Below are 22187 nucleotides of genomic sequence, written 5' to 3'. Positions count from 1 at the left end.
ACTTTTTAAGAATTTAAAAATAGATTAAGATATTTTCAAAAGAAGATAATTATCAAAATATTTGATATATTTTAATTTCAATAAAAATAGTAATTTTACGGTTAAGAGTGGAGAATAATTCATAAGATAATTATCAATAATACATGTAAAAATAACTAAAAAACAAATAAAATAGTTAGAAAATTTTAAATATTACAGCTTGTGAAACTTGTCTATTTTTGGTATAATTAAAAATTATATTTTGTATAGGTATTATAGAAGCTGCATAAATATAACAAATTTAATCAGGTAATGAAAATATCATAAAGGAGTTAGATAAAAATGGAATTATTACAAAATGTTATGGAACAGGTTATTAAAAGAGATCCAAATGAGCCAGAATTTCATCAGGCGGTAAAAGAAGTTCTAGAATCTTTAGAACCTGTAGTGGAAAAAAAACCACAGTGGCTTAAAAGAAGAATATTGAATCAAATTGTTGAACCTGAAAGGCAAGTAATCTTTAGTGTGCCATGGATCGATGACAATGGTGATATTCAGATAAACAGAGGTTTTAGAGTTCAATTCAACAGTGCAATTGGGCCTTACAAAGGTGGTTTAAGATTTCATCCATCGGTTAATCTTGGTATAATAAAATTTTTAGGATTTGAACAAATGTTTAAGAATTCATTGACTGGACTACCACTAGGTGGGGGAAAAGGTGGAAGTGACTTTGACCCTAAAGGAAAATCAGATCGAGAAGTCATGAGATTTTGTCAAAGTTTTATGATAGAACTTTACAGACATATCGGAGAAAATACTGATGTTCCAGCAGGTGATATTGGAGTTGGTGCACGTGAAATTGGTTATATGTATGGTATGTACAAAAGAATTAGAAATAATTTTACAGGTACATTAACTGGAAAAGGATTAACTTGGGGTGGAAGTCGTGTAAGAACTGAGGCTACTGGTTACGGACTTTGTTACTTTATGGAGGAAGCAATGGAATCCATGATTAGAAAATCATTTCAAGGTGCTACCGTTGTTGTATCTGGTTCTGGTAACGTCGCTATTTATGCAACTGAAAAAGCTCAGCAATTAGGCGGTAAAGTTGTAGCTTTAAGTGATTCCAGTGGATATATATATGACGCTGATGGTATTAAATTAGATACTATAAAACAAATTAAAGAAATTGAAAGAAAAAGAATTAGTGAGTATATAAAATACCATCCAAATGCAAAGTATACTGAGGGATGTTCAAATATTTGGTCAATAAAATGTGATATAGCGCTGCCATGTGCTACTCAGAATGAACTTGACGAGCAGGCTGCAAAGATGCTTATTGACAATGGTTGCTTTGCAGTTGGTGAAGGTGCTAACATGCCAGTAACATCTGAGGCAGTAAAGCTATTCATTGAAAATGGAATTGTATTTGGACCTGCAAAGGCGGCTAATGCCGGTGGAGTTGCTACTTCAGGTCTTGAAATGGCTCAAAATAGTGTGAGATATTCATGGACATTTGAAGAAGTTGATGCTAGGCTTAAAAATATTATGATTGATATCTATAAAAATACAAGTACTGTTGCAAAAGAATATGGTTATGAAAATAACCTTGTGATTGGTGCTAATATAGCAGGATTCTTGAAAATTGCTAATGCAATGTATGCACAAGGAATATAAATATGATTATAGATTGAACTGCAAATGAATCTATAAATAAACTTATGAAAAATAATTAAGTGCTATAAAAGTAGATGACACAAATCTTTGATTTGGTGTCAGTCACTTTCACAGAGTGCAAAAACTAGGAAAAGCTCTACGAGCCTTTCCTAGTTCCTATCTAATAGTTTTTTTTCCTCTTTTTTGAGTTGATTTAAAATACCTAGCAAATAATCTACATTTTGTTGAGCATCGTATAAAATCATAGAAGCATCATGATTAGTTTCAGGACATATATCTAAGTGCTTTATTGATTTTATTTTAGAACTAATGGTTCCATATTCCTTTAATATCTCTATAACTAATTCATTTGCCTTGTCAAAACCGTGCATACCTAGAGTTTCATAAATAAATAGAGTATGATAAGGCAAATCATTCAAATAATTTTGGGCGGCTTTGAGGTATGCAATGGCACTAATAACTTCGTTGACGAAGATTATTTTTCCTCGCATTTTATTACCCCTTTCTTTCACATGGCATATAGTACTAATTTGTTGTAACTAGACTATATATAACTTGGAATGTGGGTATTCAATTTTGAGTAGATCATTTTAATATAGATCTTACATTTAGTATGCACCACTTTAGATATATGAACACATAAAAGAGAGGAAAAGAATAAGCTAAAGTTGTTTAATTTTCTCCTTGAGAGGACTTCTATGTCATTTTGGGGATTTTAAGGATGAGATAATAGAATTTGAACTTTTTATATTATATTTTTTTTTTTGATATTTTTAAATTTAATATAGAATTCTGAGCCTTGGCGAAGAATCTAAGTATTTAAAAGGCTTTAAAGATTCTTCATTTCACTTCGTTACATTCAGAATGATAAATGATCTAAAAAACAATGGTGTTTTCACAGGATTTTTATTTGTTATGTAGAATAGTAACGATAAGTAGTAGTTAGATTCAAATCATGCTAATAATTTTAAGCATCTGTCTCACATAAATGGGGCTTCACATGAAAGTTACCAAGACAAGCTATCGAATTAAATGAATGACAATATCATTAACCTAACAAAGAAATATTGGTAATTAGGAGTGGGATATTTATGAGAAGGCAAAATGGCATTACGATAGACGATGTTATGAGAATGGAATGCATGGAAAAATGTAAATTGATAGCAGGCTTTAAAGGAAGTCGAAATACTGTATCGAGAGTAAATATCATGGCAGATCCTGATATTCTCAACTGGGTAGATGCAGGGGAACTTCTATTAACTACTGCTTATTCCTTCAAAAAGGACGATGTGGAAACACAAAAAAAGTTGATTCGAGAATGTGCAAAAAAAGGATTAGCGGGAATTGGAATTAAAATATATCCCTATTTAGAATCTATATCTCAAGAAGTAGTTGATCTTGCTGATTTCTTGAACTTTCCAATTATTGACTTATACTATGCAATTCCTTTTTCAGATATTATGACTCCTGTTTTCATGGAGATATTTAACAAGCAGGCTTCTTTACTACAAAGATTGGAGAAAGTCCATGAACAACTCATGAACGTTGTCTTGAGTGGTGGAAAGATTAAGGATATGGGGAAAGTGATATATGAGAATTTACGGAATCCTGTTTTAATCAGATTAGAATTTACAAATGAAATAATAATGGAATTAGGGGATATTGAAGGAGAAACAAGAGTTTTTTTGCTGGAAAACTTCAGCGGGTTTTATGAATCCTCTAAAGGCAAAATAATAAATAAAAGAAAATTTGAAGAAACAGTAGAAAACATTCAAGGTAAGTATTTCAGAAGAATGGTAATGCCTATTGTAGTAAAAAACAATGTTTATGGACATATTTTCTCCTGGGCCATGCAAACACCTCTAGGAGGTTTTGATCTATCTGTTTTAGAAACAGCCTCTACAACAATTGCTTTGGAGATTCTTAAACAGATATCAGTACGAGATGTAGAAAATAGATATCGTGCTGAGTTTTTGGAGGATCTTCTGTCATTAGATAAAAATAGAAAGGAAAAAGCTTTGGAAAGAGCAGAGGTTTTTAAATTAGGGCTAGAGGAAGAATATATTATGGTAGTTATTCAGTTGGAAAGCCAGAAAACTATGGTTACTGACGAAATGTTAAAAATAATAGCCATTTTAAATAGCGACATTGAAGCATTGTTAAATGAGTTGAACCTTAAAGCTTTTATTGCAAACAAAACTGATAGTATCAACGTTTTGTTAACCCTTTCAGCTGATAACAGAATGCAGACATCCACAAAGGAGTTTTGTGAATGCCTGCAAAAAAACTTAGGGCAACGTCTAAAAGAAAAACAATATAAAATTGGAATAGGTAGACCTTATCATGGATTAGCTGAGGTATACAAAAGCTATATTGATGCTATTAAGGCAATAGAAAATGGTGGGCTGATAGGGGAAATAAACATGACTTATTTTGAGAAAATGGGAATTTATAAAATATTATGTCAAGATTCTTTACGAGAGGAATTAGAAAGATTTTATGAAGCTACTATTTTACCTTTGGTAGAATATGATAGAAAAAGATCAGCTGAATTAGTAAAAACCTTAGATATGTACTTTCAAAGCAATGGAAATTTGAAGAAGCTATCAGAGGATTTATTCACACATTACAATACCACCCTATATCGTATTCAAAGAATTCAAAAGATTACAGGTATGAATTTAGAGGATCATAAAGATCGTTTAAATCTGGAAATAGCAATTAAAATTAAAAAATTACTCAAAAAATAGCCCTTACTAAATAAAGTAAGGGCTTAAATTTCACCTTGTATAAGTGACTGACACAAAATCATAGATTTTGCTCATCTACTTATTCCTCCAATAATGCAATCGCACGTATCGGTGAACCAGAGCCATCTCGAATTTTTAAAGGAAGTCCAAAATACAAAAACCGTTTGTTTACTACTAGATGCAGGTTACAGAGATTTTCGGTATTGGTAATATCATATTCACCACAAACCAAATGACCTGAGAAGTCTAAATCCTCCGGATGATCAATTGCTGGAGCATCTACACCAATATTCACAACGCCTTTTTCTGCCAGCCATTTTGCCGCCCTATAGCTTAAACCACTATAGGTAGTTTGCCATTGATCGGTGCCAAAGTAGCGATCAAAGTGACCTGTATATAATAGAATAATATCCCCCTTTTCAATGGTAAGACCAGATTTAGCAAGGGCAGAAGCTAAATCCTCAACTTCTATGTATTGAGTTGGGGAAACACAAGATAAATCGATACAGATAGCACTTCCCCAAAAATGGTGAAGAGGCATTTTATCGATTGTAGAACCTGAGGACTTATACTCCCAAACTGCGTCACAGTGGGTACCGCCATGCTCACTAATTAAGAGATTTCGTGCAGAAAAGCCTAAGGTTTTGCTACCAGTAGCTTGCATATTTTCCTCGTGGGTCATATTGGTCATAATGAAGGTCGGTTGGTGCATAGGGAATACAGACATTCCTTGAAAAATTTCTTGAGATAAATCAATTAACCGTAAAGCCATCATCATTCTCCTTTCTTCATCTTAATCATGAAATGGGATAAGGGTTTTCAAAATTAGAAAAGACTAAGGCGATGATGATTATATTATACATCCTTTTTCAGAAAATTCCTACTCAATATAAATTAATATCATTATTCTAGGATTAAAAACAAAGGAAACTTTAACAGCGGGAATCTTTATTTTATAAGGTTTAAGCAAAATAGCTCCAAAACAATTAAAAAAACACAAGATAAATTTGTATACTTATTACAAAATTACTGGAAATATAATGCTTTATAACTATGTACATTTGTATATATCATACAAAGGTGATTTAGTATTTTTATGGAATTTTCTATTGAAGTTTCAGAATAAAATGAAAATGAGGCAGAAATAAATCCTATGCAAAAACAAGTAAGATATTATTTAGAAGAAGAGGGGGCTTAGCTATGACAGGTGAGAAAAAGTATATTCTAGCAGTGCCTAATTTCAGTGAAGGCAGAAGAAAAGAAGTCATCGAATCAATCGTAGAACCTTTAAAAAACATAGAAGGAGTGACACTAATCAATTATGAACCAGAGTATGACTTCAATAGAACAGTTGTAACGCTTATTGGAGAACCAGAGGCTTTAAAGGAAGCTCTGCTGATTTTGGCTGGCAAAAGCTATGAATTAATTAATATGGAGGAACAGCAGGGGACGCATCCAAGAATAGGAGCTCAAGACACCATTCCTTTATTTCCATTCAAAAATATTTCTTTAGAGGAATGTAAAGCTTTGGCGGAGGAGATTGGTGAAGAAGTCTATAAACGCTTTAAAGTACCTGTATATTTTTCTGGAGCAAATGCCAGATGCGAAGAGAGAAAAGTACTTTCCTTTATTCGTGAGGGGCAATATGAGGGATTGAAGCAAGCTGTCCACAAGGAGGAGAGAAGACCTGATATAGGGCCAGCTGTTTTACATCCAACAGCGGGAGCAACGATTGTCAGTGCTGATGTTGAGGGGTTAACCGCCTATAATGTTTTTTTAGCAACTGAAGATGTAACAATCGCAAAGACCATTGCTAAAGGGGTGCGGGGACCAAGTGGAGGCTTTAGCACCGTTAGAGCTGTAGGAATTAAGTTTCCAGAAAGATCTGGGGTAGTTGTTTCTGTGAATATGTTTGACTGTGGTGCTACGCCTCTATATAGAGCCTTCAATTTTGTAAAGCAAGAGGCTGAACGGTATGGTGTAGCAGTTACTGGATCAGAAATCGTGGGTCCGGTGAAGTTAGACTATCTATTGAATTCTCTAGAATATTATTTAGGCTTAGAGAACTTTAGAAAGGATCAAATATTAGAAAGTCATTTAATGAAATAAAATGAGACTTAATTCATAAGTAGGCAACCGAAAGTTTGATTTGTAACTTTCGAGTTGATCACTTAGTTTGTTTATCTAGAGGGAGTTTTTACTCCCACTGAATTGTAGCCGAATTTACTTCGAGGATGTAGTGCTTGATCTCCCGCTTTAAGTAGACAACCGAAAGTTTGGTTTCTAACTTTCGTGTTGGTCACTTAGTTTGTTTATCTATAAGCAGATAACCAAAATCTTTGATTTTGTGTTAGTCGCTTAGTTTGTTTATCTAGAAGAAGCGGGAGTCTTAGCAATACACCGAAGGATAAAGATAACTTTATTATAAAAAAGGGGGATTTCATATGAAGTATGATGTGATTGTGAAAAATGCAAGGATACCACAGGGAGACGATACCGTATTAACTCATATTCTTGTAAAGGATGAAAAAATAGCAGGCTTTTTAACAGATTTAGAAGGAATTGAATATGACAAGGAAATTAATGCAGAAGGTCATTTAACAATTCCGGGTTGCTTTGATTCCCATACTCATTTTATGGACCCAGGCTTTACCCATAGAGAAAATTTCTTGACAGGAACCTCCTCGGCTGCTGCTGGAGGCTTAACCACAATTATGGATATGCCCTGCTGTTCTAAACCATCAGTAAGAGGCGTAGAAGAATTAGAATCAAAGCTGAACGCTATTAAAGATAAGGCTATTATAGATTATGCAATGTGGGGCGGTGTTACTGGGGAAGATATAAGAGCAGGTAAAAAAGAAATTATTAAAGAACAAGCTGATTATGGGGTATGCGCCTATAAGGTTTATATGACTCCATCGGTGCCAACCTATGAAAGAGTAACAGACCCTGAAATGCTAGAGGCCTTTAGATGGGTTGCAGAAACTGGATTACCAGTAGGAATTCATGCCGAAAACTACGCTATGTGTGACTATTATGTAAATAAGTTTCAGAAGGAAGGTAGATTGGATGGACCAGCTTGGGCTGAAGCAAGACTAGAATTAGCTGAAAAGGCTGCTATTCAATTGGGAATAAGCTTTGCTGAAGAAACTGGTGCAAGATTACACATCGTTCATATGAGCACAGGCATCGGAGCAAAACTAGTAGGTGAGGCGAAAAAGAAGGGTTTAGATGTAACCTCTGAAACCTGTCCCCATTATCTAACGCTAAATTATCAAGATGCTATGACGGAGCACCGACAGTATGCTAAAATTGCACCCCCACTTAGAACAAAGAGAGATAATGAAGAGCTTTGGGAAGGTCTACAAAATGGCAGTGTAGATTTTATGGGTACTGATCATGCTCCTTATGAAATCGCAACAGAAAAAGAGGCTGAAGGTGTGAACATTTGGACTGCTTTCCCAGGAATCCCTGGGGTGGAAACATTAGTTCCTATTATCGTAAGCGAAGGCTATAACAAGGGAAGATTGACCCTTAGTAAAATGGTAGAGGTGTTAAGTACCAATGCAGCAAAGCAGTATGGACTATATCCTAAAAAGGGTGCAATGCATATTGGATCAGATGCAGACTTTACTATCATTGATCTTGAAAAAGAGTGGACAATTGATCAAAAGAAAACCTATTCTATGGCAAAATACAATCCATTACATGGAATTAAGCTAAAGGGGAAGCCAGTAAAAACGGTTGTGAGAGGTACCCTCGTATACGATGATGAAATCGGTATTGTTGGAGAAGAAGGCTTTGGACAATTTGTCAGAAGACAAAGTATTCAAAAACTAGATAGAGTAATTAAATATTAAGGAGGAGATTTTATGTCTAGACATGCGGTACTCGTAATAGATATGTTAAATGATTTTGTAGGAGAAAGGGCTTCTCTCCGATGTCCCGGTGGAGAAACCATCATACCTGACCTTCAAAAACTATTTAAATGGATTAGAAGTCGTAAGGATGATGATATTCACTTAGTTCATATTCAAGAGGCCCATAGAAAAAATGATGCTGACTTTCGTGTAAGACCAGCGCATGCAGTGAAGGGAAGCTGGGGATCAGATTTTATTCCAGAGCTATATCCAGAGGGTGATGAATACATCGTGCCTAAAAGAAGACACAGCGGCTTTGCTCATACAGACCTTGATTTGTATTTAAGAGAGGAAGCTATTGATACTGTTGTAGTGACAGGGGTTTGGACCAATGTATGTGTAAGAAGTACAGCAACCGATGCTTTAGCCCGTGCCTATAAAGTAATTACCTTGAGTGATGGTTGTGCTTCAAAGACTGAAGAAATGCATCAGTATGGTTTGAATGATTTAAGTATCTTCACGAAAGTAATGACAATCGATGAATACATCAAGGCTTGGAAAAACAGTGAAGATCCATGGATTGGTGGAGGAGATACACAAAATAAAGTTAAGTAAAAAAATGACATTTCTTCAGATAGAAAGTGGTGCTAAGCTATGAAAATTGTTGTAGGTATCACAGGAGGTAGCTGCGCTATCTATGGTATTGGACTTTTAAAAGTATTACAGACCCTGGAAATTGAGACCCATTTGGTTGTATCTACCATGGGAGAATACGTTGCAAAGCATGAATGTGGTGTGGGATTAGAAGAATTAAAGGAATTGGCTTCTGTCCATCATGACAACAAAAATCTAGCTGCTTCTATTTCTAGTGGTTCCTTTAAAACCGATGGAATGATTATTGTTCCATGCTCTATGAGGACTTTAGCAGCAGTAGCCCATGGTATATCAGATAATCTTTTAACTAGAGCTGCTGATGTAACCATTAAAGAAGGACGAAAACTGGTGATGGTTCCACGGGAGACACCTTTAAGTGTAATACATTTAGAAAATATGATGAAGTTGGCAAAGCTAGGGGTCACTATTTTGCCAGCTTCACCTGGTTTTTATCATCATCCCGAGACCATTGAGGATATTGTAAGCATTATGGTGGGGAGAGCATTGGATCAAATGGGAATAGACCATGGTTTATTTAAAAGGTGGGGAGAATAGATATAGACATATGCCTTTAAAGTTAAATTTTAATATACACGGCCTACGGTTTCGCCCAAAACCAGGGCTGCAAATGTAGACCTTAGTATATTAAAATTTAGGGGCGTATGTCTAGGATACGGAGAGGAGGGTAAGCTGAGGATGGAAACCCAAATGCTTAGGGCTGCTATTGATCAATTAAAAAATAAGGGATATTTACAGGTATGTAATGTAGAAGTGGATCCTAAATTTGAATTAGGGGCAGTCTTAAAATGTTTTAAAAACGAAGTGCCTATCATGTTTAGTAAGGTAAAGGGTAACAAAATGCCAGTAGCGGGGGCTTTATTCGGAAATAGAGAAATCTATTATGAGATGCTGGGGATGAAACATGAAGAAAGAATTTATAGAATGATGGATGCTATTGCTAATCCAAAAGCTACAAAGTTTTTGGCAAAAGGGGCAGTCATGGAGAACATTATTACTAGAAATATTGATATTCCGAAAATGTTTCCTATTCCTACCTTCCATGAAGAGGATTCCTCCAGCTATATTACTTCAGGCATTGTAGTTGTAAAAGATCCTGAAACCGGTAAGCGGCATATATCTGTTCGAAGACTACAGGTTAACGGAGGAAATGAGATCAGTATATTGATTGCTTCTCCCTTAGCTACCAAGCAGTTTTTGCAGATGGAGGAACAAAATAAGCCTTTAGAGGTGGCTATATTGTTAGGTTATGATTATAGTCTATTGCTAGCTTCTCAGGTGAGCAGTGAAGTCTATGGGGTAGATAAATATGAAGTAGACAGTGCCCTTAGGGGAGAGGCTTTAGAACTAGTGAAATGTCATAGTGTTGATTTAGAAGTACCAGCCTATGGAGAAATTGTGTTAGAAGGTATTATGCCGCCTCATCGCAGAAAAGATGAGGGCCCCTTTGGAGAATTGATGGGTTATTATGGTGGTGTAGCACCCCATCCAGTAGTAGAAATAAAAACTGTAATGCATCGAAATGATCCTATTTTTCAAACCGCATTTCCCTGTAGAGAAGAGCACCTATCCAATGGATTGATCCGAGAAATTGAGCTTTACACAGCAGTGAAAAACTTAGTGGATGTGAAGGACGTGAACGTAACCGTATCGGGAGGATGTAGATTTCACGCATTTGTCTCAATTCATAAGCGACAAGAGGGGGATGGCAAAAGTGCCATTTTAGGTGCATTAGCCAGTAGTAAAGATGTGAAACATGTGGTTGTAGTGGATGATGATGTAGATATCTTTAGTCCCGACGATATAGAGTGGGCCATTGCAACAAGGATGCAGGCATCTAAAGACTTAGTTATTGTACCTGGAGCATTGGGGTCAGGACTAGAACCCTCTCATAGCTTAAGCGGTATAACGGATAAAGTAGGGATAGATGCAACAAAACCTATAGGAGAATTGGGCAAAAGATTTGAAAGAGCGGTTATTCCTGGTTATGAGAAAATAGATATTTCTAAGTACTTCCAGGGGGAAAATTATAGGTAAGGATGGTCATGCCATATGAAGCAAGCGTTAGGAATGATAGAAACAAGAAGTTTAGTAGCCGCCATACAGGCGGCTGACACGATGGTAAAATCAGCTGATGTAAAAATTATTGATTTCAACTATGTAGGGTCAGGAATTGTAGCTGTAATGGTAGGAGGAGAAGTTGCAGCGGTGCAGGCGGCTGTAGCAAACGCAGTAGAAACAGTCGAATCTATAGCAGAAATTATTTCCACAAATGTAATTGCAAGACCCCATGATGAAGTTGATAAGTTGTTAGATTAAGATAGCATAGTAAATGGTGGTGATCGTATTGGCAAATCCATTAACAAAGGTGGTTATGAGCAATATTGCTCATAAATCTTTAAAAAGAGAGGAATGTAGAGAAAAAACAAGTGTGAGTCTACAAAAAAAAGAAGAGGATTTACTAATTAATTTAATTCACAAAAACAAAAAAAATGAAAATCTAAGGGATAAGGGTTTTTCAACAAATGATAACGAAGAGCTTCAAATTGTAACATTATCAGAGCTTGCAGCTAAGACTGGTAAGCTTCAGAGGGAAGAAAGTGAAGAGGATAAGGGGAGAGAGAGGAAAGGATTCTACTAAATTAAAAAAGAGAAATAGGGGGTGTTTTCGTGAGGGCAGCCTTGGGATTAATTGAAGCAATAGGATTAACGACGGCTATTACAGCCTTGGATGCAGCAGGTAAAGCAGCAGATGTTAAATTAGTAGGATACGAAAAAGTAATAGGGGCGGGTAAAGCTGTAAGTGTAACTGTTCATATAGCAGGAGAAGTTGCAGCTGTTAAGGCTAGCGTGGAGGCAGGGGTGGCTGCTGCTAGCAAAGTAGGAACTGTATTGTCCCACCATGTTATTCCTAGACCCCATGAAGAGGTTGATTTAATAATAAAGGCCTTTGAAAAAAACTTACAGAAAAAGGCAGTTAGAGAACAACTAAAAGAATCTGAGGGTGTAGAAGAAAATAATAGTGAAGACAAAAAGAAGGAGGAATAAATATGAGTCAAGCATTAGGCATGATAGAAACTAAAGGATTGGTAGGGGCAGTAGAAGCAGCAGATGCCATGGTTAAAGCGGCAAATGTTACTTTGGTTGGATATGAAAAGATAGGTTTCGGGCTTGTAACTGTAATGGTGAGGGGAGATGTAGGGGCAGTAAAGGCTGCTACTGATGCTGGAGCAGAGGCTGCTAGAGCTGTTGGGGAACTTCACTCTGTACATGTAATTCCAAGACCCCATGCAGAAGTAGAAAGAGTGCTGCTTAAGGGAGAATAATCATCGTTAATGGGAGAAGCCTCCTACTCTATGATTGAGGGGGAAAAGGATGAATAGATATAACCAAACCCAGAAAATTATGGAACATCTTATTTTAAAAAATAACAAAAATTTTTCTAAGGAGGAAAACCGTCATTTAATGATTGTTTTTACAGGAACAACCACTGAGCAGCAGGAGATCGTAAAACAATTGGAGAATCTTAGAAGTAAGGGATATAGCTTTGATTTTATATTTTCTATTCATGGAGAAAAATTGCTAAACATAGATGAATTAAGTAGACGGCTTCAGCCTAGAAAAGTATATAGAGAAAGTAATCTATCTATAGAACATAGCTTTATGGAAGGAATAGAGGGGGTGTTGGTACCCCTTTTAACACAAAATACTGCTATAAAGCTCTCGTTAGGAATTCAAGATCAATTGATTCCAAAGCTATTATGGGAAGTATTGTGGATGGGGAAACCTATATGGATGAACCTGAAAGGGCTGTTGGAGTATAAGGGAGTGACTAGCTCTAATCTCTATATGACAGAAAAGCTAAAGCTTGTTTTGTTAGAGCTGGAGAAGATGGGCGTTAAACCGCTAGATGCCTTTAAGGATATTGGCAAATCCATCCCTCATCATTTAGATATAAAGAATAAGGAAACAATCATAGAGCAAAGAGTCATTACGGAAAGAGATGTGTTAACATTTGACCTTTCTAGTGTAGATATGATAGTTGCCTCTGATGCAATAATAACCCCATTAGCAAAGGATACCGCGAAGGCAAGAGGGATAAGAATCATAAAAGCCTAGTAGTTCCTTTAAAAGGAGATGGTAGTATGCATATCGGTAGAGTGATTGGAACAATCGTGGCTACTAGAAAAGATGAGAGATTAACAGGCAGCAAGCTTATGATTACACAGCCTCTGAATATACAAAAAGAACCTATAGGGGAAGCATTAGTTGCAGTAGACACTGTAGGAGCAGGTATTGGTGAAATTGTTATTTATGCAAAGGGAACTGCTGCTAGACATGCTGCAGAAAAATTACAGTCTCCAATCGATGCAGCCATTGTTGGTATAGTAGACAACATCGATATTTATTGAGATGCTTTTCAGAGGAATTAAGCAGAAGGGGGGAGGAAATTGTCAGATGCTTTAGTAATAAAACAAGCTATAGAATATAGAGGACTTATTGATGTACTCATGTCAGACAAACATTTTGCTGATATTGTGTTATATCAAGGAAACATAATCAATGTGTTAACAAGGGAGATTTATCAAGGAGATATCGCTATCAAGGGGAAGTACATCCTAGTAGTAGGGGGCGCAGAAAAACTAATAGGACCAGAAACCATTGTAGTAGATGTGAGAGGAAAATATTTGTCTCCTGGCTTTATTGACTCCCACATGCACTTTGAAAGCAGTATGTTAACGATAACAGAATTCTCTAGGCTGTCTATTCCATCAGGAACGACTACTTTGGTGGCTGATCCTCATGAAATAGGCAATGCCCTTGGACCAATAGGTATGAAGGCTATGGCGGAGGAAGCCAGTGTGGTTCCTAACCATGTACATCTAGTGGTGCCAGCCTTAACCCCTGATTGTCCAGGACTAGAGACAGCAGGTTATGATGTAACCTCCAAAGATATGAAGGAGATTTTAAATTATCCTAATGTTATCGGTATAGGTGAACTGCAGGGCTTCAGTAATGCAAAACATGTCTATCGAAATACGCCAGAAGTTATTACGGATCTAGTGGCCTCTACTGTCTATGCAAAAAGCATAGGAAAGATTGTAGATGGCAATGCTCCAGAATTATTTGGGAATGAACTGGCTGCTCACATTATTTCGACTGGTGGAACGTGTTCCTGTCATGAAACAACTACAAAGGAAGAGTGTGTTGAGAAGCTGAGACAGGGAATTTACGTTTTTATGAGGGAAGGTTCTACCCAGCGAAATATGGGGGAATGTATCAAGGCAGTTACAGAAGAGAGATTAGATTCAAGAAGATGCATTCTGGCAACGGATGATATGGTAGCAGAAGATTTAGAAAAGCTTGGGCATATGAATGAAATTGTCAAGAGAACTATTGCTGAAGGAACTGATCCTATAGAAGCCATACAAATGGTTACTCTTAATCCATCAACCTATTTTGGTTTTCACGATAGGGGAGCTTTAGCTCCAGGAAAATTAGCAGATATAGCTATTATTGAGGATCTAAAGGAAATGAAGGTGGAAGCTGTATTTCTTGAGGGAAAACTGGTGGCTTCCCAAGGAAAGCTTTTGATAGATATGCCGAAATACACCTATCCAGACAATGTGAAAAATTCAGTGAAATGTAAAGGGATTACTGAAGAAGATTTAAAAATAAAAGCTCGAGCTAGTGAAGCTAACATTCGATGTATAGAGCTAATTCCAGATCAAAATTTATCAGAAAGTTTGGAATTAACCATTAGAACGCAGCAGGGAACTGTTTTGCCTGATATAAAACAAGATGCTTTGCAAATCGTGTGTGTTGAGCGATATGGCAGAAATGGAAGTATAGGCAAAGCATTTGTAAAGGGCTTTGGCTTACAACAGGGGGCTTTTGCGGAAAGTGTCGCCCATGATACTCATAACATTATTGCTATAGGAACCAACCTAAAGGACATAGTGACAGCGATTAATCATGTTGTTGAAATTGGTGGTGGCATTGCAGTAACAAAAAATACACGGGTGATAGAAGAACTAAGACTTCCGGTTGGGGGACTAATTACTGATGAGCTAACGGGGTCTGAAGTCAGTAGAAAAATTGCTGATTTAGAAAAGAGTGTTAAAGAGCAACTGGGCTGTAAAGTCCATGCGCCTTTCATGCATCTATCCTTCCTGGCCTTATCTACTAGTCCAAAGTGGAAAATTACAGACCAGGGTTTAGTGGATGTAAACAATTTTGAAATATTACCACCCGTTATATAGATATACGTTTTTAGAATTAAATTTTAATATACACGGTCTACGTTTCGCCCTTGGCTAAAAAAGCATAGCCAAGGACTGCAAATGTAGCCTTTAGTATATTAAAATTTAGCGGTGTACATCTATATAGATAACCAACCATAGATCTTAATAAATAATACTAAGTGAGTGCATTTGCAGACAGTGGCTATAATTCCCAATGAACAGAGATGTTAAATCCGTAAGAAATTTGTGTGTTTGAGCGAAGCGAGTTCGCAAATTTCAGGATTTAACATCGGAGTGAGTTGTAGGAGTTATCCACTGGCGAAACCACAGGAACGTGTATTATTTATTAAGGTTAACACTTGGTTATCTATAGAATAATGGGAATTAGAAAGGAGGGGAGCAGAGAGCGACAGATGAGAAGTGGTGTCCTACCACAGGCAGCAATAGTAAAATTCTATGCCTAAAAGGGGGTTAAATTGTGAGTACAAAGATGCAAGCAGAAAATAGTTTTTTGGAAAGAACCTTTAAGCTGAAGGAACACAAAACAAATGTGAAGACAGAAGTAATTGCAGGAATCACAACCTTCATGACGATGGCCTACATTTTAATTGTTAATCCACTGATCCTGTCGGATGCAGGGATGGACTTTGGAGCTATTTTTACAGCAACAGCTCTAGCCTCCATCATTGCTACATTGGTAATGGCTTTTTATGCTAATTATCCATTTGCTTTAGCACCAGGAATGGGACTGAATGCTTTTTTTGCCTACACAGTAGTGCTTGGAATGGGCTATTCTTGGGAATTTGCCTTAACAGCAGTACTTTTAGAAGGTATTATATTTATTTTACTTACCTTCCTTAATGTAAGAGAAGCTATCGTGAATTCTATCCCGTTGAACTTAAAGCATGCTGTTTCAGTAGGTATAGGTCTATTTATTGCCTTCATAGGCCTGGTAAATGCTGATATCATTACACCAGGTGACGGGACCATTGTAGCACTTGGGGACTTAAGCAGTCCAGCTCCAGCTTTAGCAATTATCGGAATCATTATTACTGGAATTTTATTAGCAAAAAATATCAAAGGAGCCTTGCTGCTTGGAATTATTGCAACTACAGCCATAGGAATTCCGATGGGAGTTACTGAGCTACCTGAAGGATTGCGGTTTATGAGTACGCCTCCTTCTCTAGAGCCAATATTCTTCAAATTTGACTTCTCCAATATTTTCAGCTTAGATATGTTAGTGGTACTATTTACTTTCTTATTTGTAGATTTGTTTGACACATTAGGAACCTTGGTAGGCGTAGCATCTAAAGCGGATATGTTGGATAAGGAAGGCAAGCTTCCAAAGGCAAAGCAAGCACTATTTGCAGATGCGGTAGGAACGACGGTTGGTGCCTGTCTAGGAACCAGCACCGTTACTACCTATGTAGAAAGTGCAGCTGGAGTAGCTGAGGGAGGCAAAACTGGGTTAACGGCTCTATCAACAGCAGGTATGTTTACTATTGCACTATTATTCTCACCATTGTTTATCATGATTCCTGGAGCGGCCACAGCGCCCGCCTTAGTACTGGTTGGATTGTTTATGATGTCACCAATTAATAAAATTGACTTGGATGATTTTACCGAAGCAATTCCAGCCTTCTTAACCATCATTATGATGCCTTTAGCCTACAGTATTGCAGAAGGTATTGTATTTGGTATGGTTTCTTATGTATTCTTGAAGCTTTTAACAGGCAAAGGTAATAAAGTATCTCCTATTATGTACATATTAACAATCCTATTTATCATTAAGTTTCTAATACACTAAAGGAAAGGATCTATTTCCCGTTCAGAGGGGACGGGAAATAGATATAATTAACCCTAAAAAGTAAATCTAGTATAGAGGCACATGTCCATAGCTAGGTTTAGTTTTTAAAGTTAATGATTGTAGGAGGGATTCTGTGGAAAAAATACTTATTAAAAATGGTAGAATTGTAACCATGAATACCGAAAGAAAAATAATAAAGGGTGATATCCTTATTGAAAGAGATAGGTTTAAGGCAATAGCTCCACATTTGAAAATAGAAGATGCAAGGGTAATTGACGCTGAAGGAAAAGTAGTCATTCCAGGATTAATTCAAACCCATATTCATTTAACCCAAACCCTTTATCGGGGGCAGGCTGATGACTTAGAGCTTCTAGACTGGTTAAAAGAAAGAGTCTGGCCTTTAGAAGGAGCGCATACCTTTGAGTCCAATTATATTTCTGCAAAGCTGGGAATCGCAGAACTAATAAAGGGAGGAACAACAGCGATCATTGACATGGGTACAGTCAATCATACAGATGCTATTTTTGAAGCGATAGATGAAAGCGGTTTTAGAGGAATTGCTGGTAAATGTATGATGGACTATGGCCAAGGAATTCCAGCAACATTAATGGAAGACACAAAGTCATCTATAGAAGAAAGTGTTAGATTATTAAAAAAATGGCATGGTAGAAGGAACAATAGAATTCAATATGCTTTTGCACCAAGATTTGTTATATCCTGTACAGAGGAATTATTAATAAAGGTTAAGGACCTAAGTAAGGAGTATGGTGTTATGATACATACCCATGCTTCGGAAAATAGGGGAGAGATTCAAATCGTTCAAAAAGATAGAGGGATGAGGAATGTTGTTTATCTGCATCATTTAGGTCTTACAGGGAAAAACCTGATTTTAGCCCATTGTATATGGTTAGAAGAAGAAGAAATGAAAATATTAGCAGAAACTGAGACAGCTATTGCCCACTGTCCAAATTCAAATTTAAAGCTGGCTTCGGGAATTGCCAAAATTCCTGAACTAATAGAAATGGGGGCCGTAGTCTCTTTAGCAGCTGATGGCGCTCCCTGTAATAACAATTTAGATGCTTTTCAGGAAATGAGAAATGCAGCGCTGATTCAAAAAGCTCGACTATTAAGTCCGACTGTCATGCCGGCGCAGCAGGTTTTTGAATTGGCCACCATCGGAGGAGCTAAGGCTATGGGTATGGAGAAGGAGCTGGGAAGTATTGAAGCTGGTAAAAAAGCTGACTTAGTCATCGTAAATCTAGATAAGCTACATAGCTGTCCAAACCAAGAAGTAGACGTTATATCTCAGTTGGTTTATAGTACCCATGCTTCTGATGTAGAGACTACCATAATAGATGGCAAGGTTGTTATGGAGAACCAGAGATTAACTACTTTAAATGAAAAGGACATTTTAAGGGAGGCAAACAGAGTCATTTTTCAACAAATATTGAGAGGAAATATAAAAAAAGCATAAATAGTAAAAGCTATGTTATATTTCATCTTTCCCTATCAGTGATGATTATGAAATATATACATAGCTTTGCTTCAAGTAAATGTTTTTAGTATAGGGGGATGGGGGATGGAAATAAAAGAGGTGTTTCAAACGAAAGAGATCAAGAAAACTCTTGAAATATTAGAATATTATCAACACCAGTGTAAAATTATTGCTGGCGGGACGGATTTGATCATTCAATTGAGAGAAGGAAAAGAAAAGCCAATTGCTTTGGTGGATATATCAAATATAGAAGAACTAAAAGAGGTAAAGGAGACAGCGGAATGGATAGAAATCGGCAGTGCAGTAACCTTTACTCAAATAATAGGTATCTCTTATCTACAGAATAAACTAGCAGCATTAGTAGAGGCTGCTGCTTCTGTGGGATCGCCTCAAATAAGAAATGCTGCAACAATAGGAGGAAATATTTGCAATGCCTCACCGGCAGCGGATTGTATTCCACCATTATTAGCCTTAGATGCGATCGTAGTATTGCAAAGGAAAAATATTATACGAGAAATGCACCTAGAGGACTTCATTACTGATAAAGGAAAAGCTGCGCTAGAAGCTGATGAACTTCTGACTAAAATAAAATTCAAAAAACTTCAAATAAATCAAGGCTTAGGCTTTAGCAAGCTAGGATTTAGAAAAGCTTTAGCTATTTCAAAGATATCCACAGCTGTATATATAGACAGGGAACAAAATAATAGATGTAAAGAAATAAGAATTGCCAATGGAGCTTTAGGAAGATGTGGATTGAGAGAGAAAAAGGTTGAGGAATATCTATTGGAAAAAACATTAGATAAGACAACAATCCATCAAGGTGGAATAAAGCTAAAGGAAGAAATTGAAAAAAGACTCCATGGACGTTCAACTGTAGCCTTTAAAAAAGAAGCTGTTATTGGTGTGTTTCAGAAGGCATTTAAAAAAGCATTAGAATGCTGTGACACAGAAGGGAGCATTTAGGTATGAAGAGAATACAATTAAAAGTAAATGGGAAGGTATACGAGGTTGATATAGAAGAGGATATGAGACTTTTAGATGTATTAAGAGATAAGCTTCATTTGACGGGAACAAAGGAGGGCTGTGGTGAAGGAGAATGTGGAGCATGTACCATTATTATGGATGAAACAACGGTGAATGCCTGTATGGTGATGGCCTTTCAAGGAGAAGGAAAAGAAATTATTACGATAGAAGGTGTAAAAGGAGATCATGATCTACATCCCATACAGAGGGCTTTTTTAGAAGAAGGAGCAGTACAATGTGGTTTTTGCACACCTGGAATGGTGCTATCTGCTAAGGCGCTATTGGATCAAAATCCTTCCCCTACTAGAAAGGAGATCAGGGAAGGTATATCAGGTAATCTTTGTAGATGTACAGGATATAATCAAATTGTGAATGCTATCGAAAAAGCTTCCCAGTATTTAAGAGGGGAGGAAACAAAGGAATGAAGCTAGAGATTGTAGGAGAAAATGTTATACGAGTAGATGGATTAGCAAAGGTGACAGGAAAAGCCACCTATCCACAAGATTTGTATGTGGATGACATGGTTTTTGGTAAAACCTTACGTTCAAAAAAACCTCATGCTTTCGTTAAGCTAGACATCAGTAAAGCAGAAGAAATATCTGGAGTAATAAAAATATTAACCTATCAGGATGTGCCTAACAATCATCATGGCGTATTGTTTAAGGATCATCAAGTTTTCTGCAGCAAGAAGGTTAGGTCTATAGGGGATTCCTTGGCTTTTGTCATAGCTACGTCGGAAAAAGCTGCTGAAAAAGCAGTGGCAGCTATTGAAGTGACTTATGAAGAAATAGAGGGGGTTTTTGATCCAATTGAAGCAATGAAAGAGAAAGCACCTAAGGTTCATGACGATGGAAATATTCTCTATCATTACAAGCTAAGAAAAGGAGATGCAGAAAATGCCTTTGAAAAGTGTGACGTAGTGGTGGAGGGAGAATATAAAACCTCTATGGTGGATCATGCATTCCTGCAACCGGAGGCAGGATTAGCCTATAAAGAGGGGGATACGATTGTGGTATGTGCAGCCACGCAATACCCTCATTTTGACCAATTGGAAATCGCAGAAGCATTACAGCTGCCATTAGAAAAGATTAAGGTCATCAATACTGCTGTTGGAGGTGCTTTTGGTGGCAGGGAGGATATTACTATGCAAATCCATCTGGCTTTAGCAGTGAAGGTGACGGGGAAACCGGTTAAAACTGTTTACTCTAGGCAGGAATCCTTTGAAGCTCATAGTAAAAGACATCCCATGATTATGTATTATAAAACAGGTGCAGATAACAATGGAAAACTGATGGCTATGGAGGCCAAGATCATTGGTGATACAGGTGCTTATGCCTCCTGGGCTATAAATGTCTTAAGAAAAGCTGGAGTTCATGCAACTGGGCCCTATGAAATCTCTAACGTGAAGGTGGACAGTTATGCAGTTTATACCAATAATCCCTTTGCTGGAGCTATGAGGGGGTTTGGTGCAGTTCAAGTTCCTATAGGGCATGAACAACAGATGGATATGCTGGCTGAAAAGTTAGAAATAGATCCAATTACCTTCAGATTAATGAATTGCTTCAAAGTCGGCTCTAGGACTGCAACTGGGCAGGTATTGGAGGAGAGTATCCCCTTACAGAAATGTATTGAAGAAGTAGCAAAAGCTATGGATTTTGAACAAAAACTAGAGGGGGCTGTTTAAATTGAAGAAACGTGGGATTGGTTTTGCAAGTATATTCTATGGAACAGGATATGGTAATGGCTTCCCAGACATTTCTAATGCTATAGCAGAACTTGGGAAGGATGGAATGGTAACCATCTATGCTGGAGCCACCGAGGTAGGTCAAGGAGCTAAAACAATTTTGAGCCAAATTGCCGCAGAAGTCTTAGGTGTTTCCGAGAAGGAAATTAACCTAATATGTGAAGATACAAGTATTACACCTGATGCTGGCACAGCTGCCGCCAGCAGACAAACCTATAACACTGGAAATGCTATAAAAATAGCAGCAGAGAATCTAAAGGAAGAGATGATCGCTATCGCTATTGAAAAGTTAGGATTAAATAGTAGCGTAGGATTAGCTGTTAAAGATGGAAGTATTTTTCTGAAAATCTACCCTGAGAAAGGAATTTCTTTTAAAGAAATTGCTTCTCTTGTTGAAGAGAAAAGGTTAAGAAGAGCAGGAAACTTTACTGCTCAAACAACACGAATGGATGAAGATACAGGTCAAGGAGCACCCTACTGGCCTTATACCTTTAGTGCTTATGGAGTTGAGGTGGAGGTAGATATTTTAACAGGGACTGTTGAGGTGCTTCGAAGTGTTTGTGCTCAAGATACGGGTAGGACGATTAACCCTAAGTTGGTTGAAGGGCAAATTGACGGAGGCTTTGCAATGGGTTTAGGCTATGCTATTTATGAAGATCTAAATATTCAGGAGGGGAAAATCAAGAACAATCGTTTAACAAATTACTTAATACCTACTGCTCTTGATATGCCAGAGGTGAAAAAGATTCTTATAGAAGACCCAGAATCAACAGGACCCTATGGAGCAAAGGGTATAGGGGAACCTGTAACCATCGCTGCAGCTCCAGCCATCCTTAACGCCATATATAATGCTATAGGCATAAGGATGAAGGAGATACCTGTTACACCAGAGAAGCTAATAAAGGCTTTAAGGAAGAAGGAAATGGAGGCTTAAA

General features: G+C 37.1%; 22 protein-coding genes. 20 read left to right on the top strand and 2 right to left on the bottom strand.

Annotated features, from left to right (window positions below; all coding sequences use genetic code 11):
- The first annotated feature begins 321 nt into the window (after positions 1 to 321).
- Positions 322 to 1656 carry an NADP-specific glutamate dehydrogenase gene (gdhA, locus tag CHB72_RS14515; RefSeq protein ID WP_089283607.1) on the top strand — a complete coding sequence of 445 codons (1335 nt, stop codon included), beginning with the start codon at positions 322 to 324 and terminating at the stop codon, positions 1654 to 1656.
- Positions 1657 to 1805: 149 nt separating this feature from the next.
- Here the strand turns inward: gdhA and CHB72_RS14510 are convergent, their stop codons facing one another.
- On the bottom strand, positions 1806 to 2147 hold the full coding sequence (locus tag CHB72_RS14510) for a hypothetical protein (protein WP_089283606.1): 342 nt from the start codon (positions 2145 to 2147) through the stop codon (positions 1806 to 1808).
- A 600-nt stretch (positions 2148 to 2747) separates the two neighbouring features.
- Here CHB72_RS14510 and CHB72_RS14505 point away from each other — a divergent pair.
- Positions 2748 to 4406: a PucR family transcriptional regulator gene (locus CHB72_RS14505; RefSeq protein ID WP_089283605.1), complete on the top strand. Its 1659-nt coding sequence runs from the start codon at positions 2748 to 2750 to the stop codon at positions 4404 to 4406.
- Between the two features lie 79 nt (positions 4407 to 4485).
- Here CHB72_RS14505 and CHB72_RS14500 read toward each other — a convergent pair whose 3' ends face one another.
- Positions 4486 to 5178 carry a cyclase family protein gene (locus CHB72_RS14500; RefSeq protein ID WP_089283604.1) on the bottom strand — a complete coding sequence of 231 codons (693 nt, stop codon included), beginning with the start codon at positions 5176 to 5178 and terminating at the stop codon, positions 4486 to 4488.
- Between the two features lie 428 nt (positions 5179 to 5606).
- Between CHB72_RS14500 and ftcD the strand changes: the two genes are divergently transcribed.
- The 18 genes from ftcD (at position 5607) to CHB72_RS27770 (ending at position 22186) form a co-directional block, all read left to right on the top strand.
- Positions 5607 to 6515 (top strand): glutamate formimidoyltransferase, encoded by a 909-nt coding sequence (ftcD, locus tag CHB72_RS14495; RefSeq protein ID WP_089283603.1) that lies wholly within the window; start codon positions 5607 to 5609, stop codon positions 6513 to 6515.
- A gap of 335 nt (positions 6516 to 6850) precedes the next feature.
- On the top strand, positions 6851 to 8266 hold the full coding sequence (locus tag CHB72_RS14490; protein ID WP_089283602.1) for a dihydroorotase: 1416 nt from the start codon (positions 6851 to 6853) through the stop codon (positions 8264 to 8266).
- Positions 8267 to 8278: 12 nt separating this feature from the next.
- Entirely contained in the window at positions 8279 to 8881 is a 603-nt protein-coding gene (locus CHB72_RS14485; protein ID WP_089283601.1) for a cysteine hydrolase family protein, read from the top strand.
- A 39-nt stretch (positions 8882 to 8920) separates the two neighbouring features.
- Positions 8921 to 9475: a UbiX family flavin prenyltransferase gene (locus CHB72_RS14480; protein WP_089283600.1), complete on the top strand. Its 555-nt coding sequence runs from the start codon at positions 8921 to 8923 to the stop codon at positions 9473 to 9475.
- A gap of 141 nt (positions 9476 to 9616) precedes the next feature.
- Positions 9617 to 10975: a UbiD family decarboxylase gene (locus tag CHB72_RS14475; protein WP_089283599.1), complete on the top strand. Its 1359-nt coding sequence runs from the start codon at positions 9617 to 9619 to the stop codon at positions 10973 to 10975.
- 15 nt (positions 10976 to 10990) lie between these two features.
- The gene (locus CHB72_RS14470) at positions 10991 to 11257 is read left to right on the top strand and encodes a BMC domain-containing protein (protein WP_089283598.1); all 267 of its coding nucleotides are present in this window, start codon (positions 10991 to 10993) and stop codon (positions 11255 to 11257) included.
- 28 nt (positions 11258 to 11285) lie between these two features.
- On the top strand, positions 11286 to 11579 hold the full coding sequence (locus tag CHB72_RS14465) for a hypothetical protein (RefSeq protein WP_089283597.1): 294 nt from the start codon (positions 11286 to 11288) through the stop codon (positions 11577 to 11579).
- 29 nt (positions 11580 to 11608) lie between these two features.
- Complete coding sequence (locus CHB72_RS14460; protein WP_089283596.1) at positions 11609 to 11986, top strand: BMC domain-containing protein; 378 nt, start codon at positions 11609 to 11611, stop codon at positions 11984 to 11986.
- Positions 11987 to 11988: 2 nt separating this feature from the next.
- Positions 11989 to 12264 carry a BMC domain-containing protein gene (locus tag CHB72_RS14455; RefSeq protein ID WP_089283595.1) on the top strand — a complete coding sequence of 92 codons (276 nt, stop codon included), beginning with the start codon at positions 11989 to 11991 and terminating at the stop codon, positions 12262 to 12264.
- Between the two features lie 49 nt (positions 12265 to 12313).
- Positions 12314 to 13057 (top strand): hypothetical protein, encoded by a 744-nt coding sequence (locus tag CHB72_RS14450; protein ID WP_089283594.1) that lies wholly within the window; start codon positions 12314 to 12316, stop codon positions 13055 to 13057.
- A 26-nt stretch (positions 13058 to 13083) separates the two neighbouring features.
- The gene (locus CHB72_RS14445) at positions 13084 to 13350 is read left to right on the top strand and encodes a EutN/CcmL family microcompartment protein (RefSeq protein ID WP_089283593.1); all 267 of its coding nucleotides are present in this window, start codon (positions 13084 to 13086) and stop codon (positions 13348 to 13350) included.
- A gap of 39 nt (positions 13351 to 13389) precedes the next feature.
- The gene (gene ade, locus CHB72_RS14440; RefSeq protein WP_242975140.1) at positions 13390 to 15201 is read left to right on the top strand and encodes an adenine deaminase; all 1812 of its coding nucleotides are present in this window, start codon (positions 13390 to 13392) and stop codon (positions 15199 to 15201) included.
- Between the two features lie 472 nt (positions 15202 to 15673).
- Positions 15674 to 16990, top strand: coding sequence for an NCS2 family permease (locus CHB72_RS14435; RefSeq protein ID WP_089283651.1), 1317 nt, complete (start codon positions 15674 to 15676; stop codon positions 16988 to 16990).
- A gap of 133 nt (positions 16991 to 17123) precedes the next feature.
- Entirely contained in the window at positions 17124 to 18464 is a 1341-nt protein-coding gene (locus CHB72_RS14430; RefSeq protein ID WP_089283592.1) for a 5'-deoxyadenosine deaminase, read from the top strand.
- Between the two features lie 105 nt (positions 18465 to 18569).
- Positions 18570 to 19448 carry an FAD binding domain-containing protein gene (locus CHB72_RS14425; protein WP_089283591.1) on the top strand — a complete coding sequence of 293 codons (879 nt, stop codon included), beginning with the start codon at positions 18570 to 18572 and terminating at the stop codon, positions 19446 to 19448.
- A gap of 2 nt (positions 19449 to 19450) precedes the next feature.
- A complete protein-coding gene (locus CHB72_RS14420) occupies positions 19451 to 19933 on the top strand; it encodes a (2Fe-2S)-binding protein (protein ID WP_089283590.1) in 483 nt (160 codons plus the stop codon).
- Positions 19930 to 21192, top strand: a complete 1263-nt coding sequence (locus tag CHB72_RS27775) for a xanthine dehydrogenase family protein molybdopterin-binding subunit (protein ID WP_089283589.1) — start codon at positions 19930 to 19932, stop codon at positions 21190 to 21192. Before CHB72_RS14420 ends, CHB72_RS27775 begins: the two co-directional genes overlap by 4 nt.
- Before the next feature lies 1 nt (position 21193).
- The gene (locus CHB72_RS27770; protein ID WP_089283588.1) at positions 21194 to 22186 is read left to right on the top strand and encodes a xanthine dehydrogenase family protein molybdopterin-binding subunit; all 993 of its coding nucleotides are present in this window, start codon (positions 21194 to 21196) and stop codon (positions 22184 to 22186) included.
- The last annotated feature ends 1 nt before the right edge of the window (position 22187 follow it).

It is taken from the genome of Anaerovirgula multivorans, from assembly GCF_900188145.1.
Classification (GTDB): Bacteria; Bacillota; Clostridia; order Peptostreptococcales; family Natronincolaceae; genus Anaerovirgula; species Anaerovirgula multivorans.
This window is presented reverse-complemented; position numbering and strand designations above follow the sequence as displayed.